Genomic DNA, 6,942 nt, shown 5'->3' on the forward strand with positions numbered 1-6,942 from the left:
CGTGCGGCTACGGCTCGGCGGTGCGGATGCCGGCGGGGCTCGCCTTCAGCGCGATCGGCGCCCCCTTGGTCAGCGTCTTGCCGTCGAAGGTAAACGTCTCGATCGCGTTCTCCACCATGCACTGCGCCAGCAGGGTTTTGGAATCCTTCGACCACGCGACGCCCTGGCACCAGTGGCCGATCTTGGCTTCCGTCACCGGCGTCAGGGTGGTGCCGTTGATGCGGAAGATCTGCAGCAATCCAAAATCATTGTAGAACGGCGAGGCCTTCGGCTTGTTGGAGCCGTTCATCGCGGTGACCGCCACATGGGCGCCGTCGGGCGAGATCTTCAGGCCCTCCGGGGTTTGCGCCACGGACACCGTGGAGACGACGCGTACCGGCTTGGCGCGCATGTCGATCAGGCTGATGGTGTCGGCATCGCCGCTGCCGGTGCCGATATTGGCGACCACGGCGACGTCGCCGCTGCCGGTGGAATCGATCTGGTAGGGCCGCATTCCTGCCGTCAGGTCGCGCTTGGCGTATTCTACCTTGTTGCCGTCGACCGTGAGCACGGCGATCTTGTTGTCGCCGTCCCGCGTCACCAGCGCCGAGGTGCCGTCGCGGGAAAACATCGGGTGGCTGGGGCCGGACTTGGCATCGCCGAGCGCGACCTTGCCGGCCGCGGTCAGAGTATTGCCGCTGATGGTGAACACCGAGACGGTGCCCTCGGCGCGGTTCGCCACCAGCGCCAGCGTACCCGCGCGATTGATCGAAACGCCGGCGGCGCCGGCGCCGGACTGCAACGTCGCCAGCACTTTCGGCGGCGAGGATTTCAGATCGATGACGGTGAGTTTGTCGTCGGGGACCTGCTTGGTCGGGTCGGCGGGATCGATCTTCATCGCGCCGGTGACCAGCGCAAAACTTTCATCGGCGGCGACGGCGACGCTCGAGGGCGGGCCGACCACGCTGGTCGGCACCGGCAATTCCGCGACGATGCGCGGCGCGCCGCCGGAAAGCTCGATGATGGCCACACTGTCCGGCACCGGCTGCGCGCGCACCTTGGCCACGCCGTTTTCCAGCACCATCTTGCCGTCATTGGCCGATACCGCGAGTTCGGCCTGGGCGGTAGAGCCTGCCAGAGCCACTAATGATGTCGTGATCAATGCCAACGCAGCCTTGCTAAATCGCATGCCGTCCTCCCGGAATTTGCCGGACCTCTCTCGGGTCCATGCCTGCTAGTATTCAACGGCGACGCGCGCTTGTCGACTGGCAAAATCAGTGGGCGCAATACCATTCCGGCACGGAGCGAATGCGGTGGGATCAATGAAACCAGGCAGTCCGCAACAACTCCAAATCGCGGTCGGCCATGCGGGCGCGGTCTCCGCGCTGCTGATCCGACCCGCCAATGCGCGCGCCTGTTTTGTCTTCGCCCATGGCGCGGGGGCCGGGATGACCCACGCCGCCATGGAGGCCGCCGCCCATGGCCTCGCCGAACGCGGCGTGGCGACGCTGCGCTACCAGTTTCCCTATATGGAAAAAGGCAGCAAGCGGCCCGATCCGCCTGCCGTCGCGCATACCGCCGTACGCGCCGCGGTGGCCGAAGCCGGGCGGTGCTGCGCGGGGCTGCGCCTGATCGCGGGCGGCCGATCTTTCGGCGGCCGCATGACCTCGCAGGCGCAGGCGCTTTCGCCCTTGACGGGCGTCGACGGGTTGGCGTTTTTCGGCTTTCCGCTGCATCCGGTGGGAAAACCGTCCGATGATCGCGCCAGACATCTCGCCGACATCAAAATCCCGATGCTGTTCCTGCAGGGCACCGAGGACAAGCTCGCGGAGCTGGTGCTGCTCGAACCCGTGGTCGAGCGCCTCGGGCGAATGGCGACGCTCCATCTGGTGAGGGGCGCCGATCACTCCTTCCACGTTCCCGCGCGTTCGGGCCGTAACGACCGCGAAGTCCTGCGCGAAATCCTCGACGCGTTCGCGGGCTGGATCGAGACGATCAAGGCAGGAAAGGCGGCATCCTGAAACTCGCGATCGATCGCTGCGCTCCAGCTTTCTTTATTTGCATATATTAGAGAATATGAATATATCTTGCGCAACGCTGATGCGGTTCGAGGCCGCCCGAAACGGTCGGATCGCGTGACAAGGAAAGGCTCGTTCGATGCTGTCTCGGTTCCTGAGCAAGTTCATGGCGACCTCCAGCGCTCCGGCCATTGCGCATGAGGAGCTCTTGCAGGCGCACCGAAGCGGAGCGTGCACCGTGGTGGACGTGCGTGAGGCGCACGAGTTTGCCGGTGGGCATATTCCCGGCGCGGCCAACCATCCACTCTCGCAATTCGATCCGGCCCGCGTGCCGCGCGGCGAGCGCGTCGTGCTGATCTGTCAGGCCGGGAGCCGTTCGGCAGCGGCGATGAAGCGAATGATCGCCGCCGGCAGGCAGGACGCGCACCATTATCCGGCCGGCATGGCGGGATGGCGGGCGCGCAAGGGGCCGGTGGAGCGATGAGCGAACTTCAGACGCGCTGACGCGAAATCCTTGCCGTCATCGCCGAAATGCCGCATCCTGCCCGAAAATGCGGAGAAGAATTCCGCCAGGTACCATGGAGGATTCCCCGATGATTACCGCCCTCGTCCGGTTCAAGCTGCCCGCAGATGTCGATGCCTCCAAGGCCGCCGAGCTGTTCCAGGGCTCGGCGTCGAAATACCAGGGCCTGCCCGGCCTGATCAGAAAATATTATCTGTTCGACGCCGAAAGCCGGACCGGCGGCGGCTGCTATCTGTGGGAAAGCCGCGAGGCCGCCGAGCGCGTCTACAATGCGCAATGGCGGCAGATGATCGCCGACCGCTACGGCGCCGCGCCCGAAATCAGCTATTTCGAGACGCCGGTCGTGGTCGACAACACGCTTGGCAAGACCATCCTGGACGCCGCTGAGTAAGCGACCGCCCGCGGTCATGACCGACGAGATCGGCTATTTCAGGGCTGCGGGCTTTGCTGATGTCGGCGTGCACGAATTCATCGCGGGCTCGCTCAGCCGCATCGACGGCACCCGGGCGAAATGATCTGGCGCTGCCGGCGATCCCGGCGTATTGCCCGTCACAACGATCGCACACATCCATTGAAGGAAACCGTCCATGTCTGCCAATCCGGTCCTGTGGGACCTCGACGAGCGCGGCGTCGCCACGGTCACGTTGAACCGCCCGGAGGTCAATAACGCCTATGATGCCGGGCTGATCAACGGCGTGCTGGCGGCGATGGATGAACTGGGCAAGCGGCCGTCGTTGCGCGTCGTGGTGCTGAAGGGCAATGGCAAGCACTTCCAGGCGGGCGCCGACCTGAAATGGATCAATGGCGTGCGGCCGAAATCGGCTGAAGAGAACGAAGCGGTGTCGCAGGCTACGTTCGAGGCGGTGCAGCGGCTGAACCTGCTGCCGATCCCGACCCTGGCGCTGGTGCAGGGCGGCTGTTTCGGCGGCGGCACCGGCGTGATATCCGCCTGCGACGTGGTGATCGCCGCCGACAATGCGCTGTTCTCGATCACCGAGGTGCGCTGGGGGCTGACCGCCGCGATCATCATCCCGCAATTATGCGACGCCATCGGCGTCCGCCAGGTTCGCCGCTATGCGCTGACCGGCGAGCGCTTCGGCGCGGACGAAGCGCGCCGCATCGGCCTGGTGCATGAAGTGGTTCCGCTGGCCGATCTGGAAGCCGCGGGCGCCAGGGTGGTGGAGCAGTTGCTGGGCAATGGTCCCGCGGCGATGGCCGAGACCAAGGCGCTGGCGCTGGAAAGTTCGTTCGGCGGCATGGGCATCGACGACGAGGCCTATGTGCGGCTGGTCAAGATGCATTCCGCGCGGCGCCGCACCGCAGAGGCGTCGGAGGGGCTGGCCTCGTTCGCGGAGAAGCGTGCGGGCAATTGGGGCGGGCCCGGGAAATAGGATCGTGCGCTCAGCAGCCGCGGCAGATACCGCGCAGGCTCTTGTAGACGATCTCGTCCTCCTGCCGCATTTGCCGCATTGATTCCATCGCCCTGGTATCGGCGGTGGGTTCGGGCTTGCGCCTGGCGGCGAGTTCTTTTTCCTGGCGTTGATAGCAGGCCTCGCGCTCGGGTTTCGCCTGGATGAACCGGCATTGCTCCACCGCCTCCGATGCGGGAGCCGCGACGAGCATCAGGCCAAGCGTGATGTATGGGAAGAGTTTCAAGGTCGTCCATCCTCACCGATTCGACCTTACCCCGGATTGCGCTTCGCTCCATCCGGGCTACGATGTTTTTTTGTTGGACCGGAGCACATGGCAAAAATCCTGATCGTCAATCCGAATACCACGGCGTCGATGACCGCAACCATCGGCGCCGCGGCGCGCGATGTTGCCGCTCCCGGCACCGAGATCGTGGCTGTGACGTCGGCAATGGGGCCGGCCTCGATCGAGGGCTTTTATGACGAAGCCTTTGCCGTGCCCGGCCTGATTCAGGCGCTGATGAACGCCCCCGATGCCGATGCCGGCATCATCGCCTGCTTCGACGATACCGGTCTGGACGCCGCGCGGTCGGCGGTGCGTTTCCCGGTGGTCGGGATTTGCGAAGCGGCGCTCGTCACTGCGGGGCAGATAGCAAAACGCATCGCGGTCGTCACCACGCTGCCGCGCTCGATCGTGCCGCTGGAAGAACTGGTGCGCCGCTACGGCTTCGCCGAGCGCGCGCAGGTGAGCGCGTGCAATGTCGCGGTGCTCGATCTCGAAAAGCCCGGCTCGGGCGCGGCGGCCAAGCTCGACGCCGAGATCGCGCTGGCGCTCGACAAGGGCGCCGAGGCGATCGTGCTCGGTTGCGCCGGGATGGCCGATCTCGCCGCCACGCTTTCGCGGAAATTCGGCGTTCCCGTGATCGATGGCGTCGCGGCGGCGGTCAAGCAGGCCGAAGCGCTGGCCGGCCTGAAACTCACGACCTCGCGGCGGGGCTGCTATGCTTCTCCGGCGGCGAAAGAATACTCCGGAATGCTCGCGCCGTTTGCGCCGAAGGCGGGCGGTGGATAAACCCCGTCATTCCGGGGCGATGCGAAGCATCGAACCCGGAATCTCGAGATTCCGGGTCTGGTGCTGACGCACCATCCCGGAATGACAACGAATGGATTGCTTCGCATCCGGAATGACGGCTCAGCCCTGTCCGCCATAGATCCGGTCGCGCAGCCGCCGCATTCCGGTCAGCCATCGCTCGGCATTGGACGCCTTGCGTTGCATGTAGTCATGCACCTGCGGGTGCGACAGGATCAGAAAGCGCTCGGCCTCCATCGCCTCCAGCACCATGCGCGCCACCTCGGGCGCCTGCAGCACGCCATCGACCCGCGCCGCACTTGGGCCGGGCGTCGTCATCCCTGTCTGCACCGACTGCGGACACAGCACGGACACCCGGATGCCGCGGTCGCCATATTGAATGGCAAGATGTTCGGCCAGCGCCACCGCGGCGTGTTTGGTCACGCCATAGGGCATCGAGTTCAGCGATGCCAGCAGGCCCGCGGCGGAGGCGGTGTTGAGCAGATAGCCGGAGCCGCGCGCCAGCATGCCCGGCACCAGCGCCCGCGCCGCGAACACATGGCTCATGACATGCACCCGCCAGCTGACGTCCCAGTCGGCGTCGTCGGCGCTTTCCTGTCCCTTGCGCGACAGCCCGGCATTGGAAAAAAACACGTCGACCGGGCCGTACTTGTCCTCGGCCGCCGCGATCAGCGCCTTGATGTCTTCTTCCTGTCCGACATCGCAGGTCACGGCGAGGCCGTCGATCTCGCCGGCGACCTTTGCCAGACGGTCGCGCGAGGTCCTGAGATCGGCGACCACCACCCCGCGCGCGCCAGCCGCGGCGAAAGCGCGGGCGGTGGCCTCGCCGATGCCGCTGGCGGCGCCGGTGATGACGCAGACCTTGTCTTTGACGTGCATGTTCAAGTCTTCCGTTCTGAGTTCACGTCAATTCGGATTGAAGCATTGCGACGATGTCGCGGCAACGGCGGCGCGCTCCCTCTCCCGCTTGCGGGGGAGGGCCGGGGTGGGGGTCTCTCCGCGGGCAAAGGCGTCGGCGGAGAGAATTCCCCCACCCGCCGCGCTCTTCCGAGCGCGTCGACCTCCCCCGCAAGCGGGAGAGGTGAAGCGGAGCGCAAGGCGGCACTAGTGCGCGACGCCGCTCATCCGTGATACAGCCCCTTTTCCCGCGCCATCCGGATCGCCAGCGCCGCCATGAAGTCGAGCATCGGCGTCGGCAGTCCCGCAGCCCGCGCGAACGCGGCCGGAGCGCGCACCAGCGCATCGATTTCCATGGCGCGGCCGAGTTCGTAGTCCTGCAGGATCGACGGCTTGTGGTCGGGTGCGGGACCGGAGCGGGCGAGGCGCTTGACGCCGGGAAAGCTGCTTTGCGCGACCGCGTTGGCCTCGTCGAGCAGGCGCGGGATGATGTCCTGGAGGTCCGGTTCGTCGCGCACGCCGCGCGCGGTCTGCCCCGTCAGCAGGCACAGCACCGACATCGACATGTTGGTCAAAAGCTTGGTCCAGATCGTCTCCCGGATGCTGGTCACCGGCGGCGACTGGATCGCGGCTTCGGTGAGATCGGCGCGCAGCCGCTCGATCCGCGCACTGCCGTGGTCGTTGCATTCGCCGATCAGCAGCATGTTGCGATCGGGTGAAAGATTGGCGACGACACCGGGCGCCACGACTTCATTGGATGAAAACACCACGCCGCCGATGATCCGTTCCGGAGAAACCATCGATCGCAACTGGCCGCCGGGATCGAGAAAGCCGAGCTCGGGCGCCGGCACATCGGCGGCCAGCCCGATATCGTACCACCAGGGAATGCCGTTCTGGGCAAACACCACGGCGGTGTGGTCGCGCAGCAGCGGCGGCAGCCCCGTCACCAGGCTGCCGAGCGAGTTCGCCTTCAGCGTCGAGATCACGACATCCTGCGGCCCCAGCTCCGCCGGATCGTCGGACGCC

Annotated in this window: 9 protein-coding genes; 5 read left to right on the top strand and 4 right to left on the bottom strand. The window is 66.0% G+C overall.

Annotation, left to right across the window (positions count from 1 at the left end):
- Positions 1-7: 7 nt before the first annotated feature.
- On the bottom strand, positions 8-1,168 hold the full coding sequence (locus Q8N40_RS20845; RefSeq protein ID WP_305321747.1) for a YncE family protein: 1,161 nt from the start codon (positions 1,166-1,168) through the stop codon (positions 8-10).
- A 133-nt stretch (positions 1,169-1,301) separates the two neighbouring features.
- Here Q8N40_RS20845 and Q8N40_RS20850 point away from each other — a divergent pair, with 133 nt between their 5' ends.
- From Q8N40_RS20850 to Q8N40_RS20865, 4 genes are all read left to right on the top strand, one after another.
- A complete protein-coding gene (locus Q8N40_RS20850) occupies positions 1,302-2,000 on the top strand; it encodes an alpha/beta family hydrolase (RefSeq protein ID WP_305713137.1) in 699 nt (232 codons plus the stop codon).
- Positions 2,001-2,136: 136 nt separating this feature from the next.
- Entirely contained in the window at positions 2,137-2,481 is a 345-nt protein-coding gene (locus Q8N40_RS20855; protein ID WP_305321749.1) for a rhodanese-like domain-containing protein, read from the top strand.
- A gap of 109 nt (positions 2,482-2,590) precedes the next feature.
- Positions 2,591-2,911: a YdhR family protein gene (locus Q8N40_RS20860; protein WP_305713138.1), complete on the top strand. Its 321-nt coding sequence runs from the start codon at positions 2,591-2,593 to the stop codon at positions 2,909-2,911.
- A 196-nt stretch (positions 2,912-3,107) separates the two neighbouring features.
- Positions 3,108-3,911, top strand: a complete 804-nt coding sequence (locus Q8N40_RS20865; protein WP_305713139.1) for an enoyl-CoA hydratase-related protein — start codon at positions 3,108-3,110, stop codon at positions 3,909-3,911.
- 10 nt (positions 3,912-3,921) lie between these two features.
- Here Q8N40_RS20865 and Q8N40_RS20870 read toward each other — a convergent pair whose 3' ends face one another.
- A complete protein-coding gene (locus Q8N40_RS20870) occupies positions 3,922-4,176 on the bottom strand; it encodes a hypothetical protein (RefSeq protein WP_305713140.1) in 255 nt (84 codons plus the stop codon).
- 87 nt (positions 4,177-4,263) lie between these two features.
- Here Q8N40_RS20870 and Q8N40_RS20875 point away from each other — a divergent pair, with 87 nt between their 5' ends.
- The gene (locus tag Q8N40_RS20875) at positions 4,264-5,001 is read left to right on the top strand and encodes an aspartate/glutamate racemase family protein (protein WP_305713141.1); all 738 of its coding nucleotides are present in this window, start codon (positions 4,264-4,266) and stop codon (positions 4,999-5,001) included.
- A 120-nt stretch (positions 5,002-5,121) separates the two neighbouring features.
- Here Q8N40_RS20875 and Q8N40_RS20880 read toward each other — a convergent pair whose 3' ends face one another.
- Positions 5,122-5,898, bottom strand: a complete 777-nt coding sequence (locus Q8N40_RS20880) for an SDR family oxidoreductase (protein ID WP_305713142.1) — start codon at positions 5,896-5,898, stop codon at positions 5,122-5,124.
- 242 nt (positions 5,899-6,140) lie between these two features.
- On the bottom strand, positions 6,141-6,942 hold an 802-nt coding region (locus Q8N40_RS20885), incomplete at its 5' end, for a ketopantoate reductase C-terminal domain-containing protein (RefSeq protein ID WP_305713143.1).

Origin of the sequence: Bradyrhizobium sp., assembly GCF_030693485.1 — a bacterium.
In the GTDB taxonomy this organism is placed as follows: domain Bacteria; phylum Pseudomonadota; class Alphaproteobacteria; order Rhizobiales; family Xanthobacteraceae; genus Bradyrhizobium.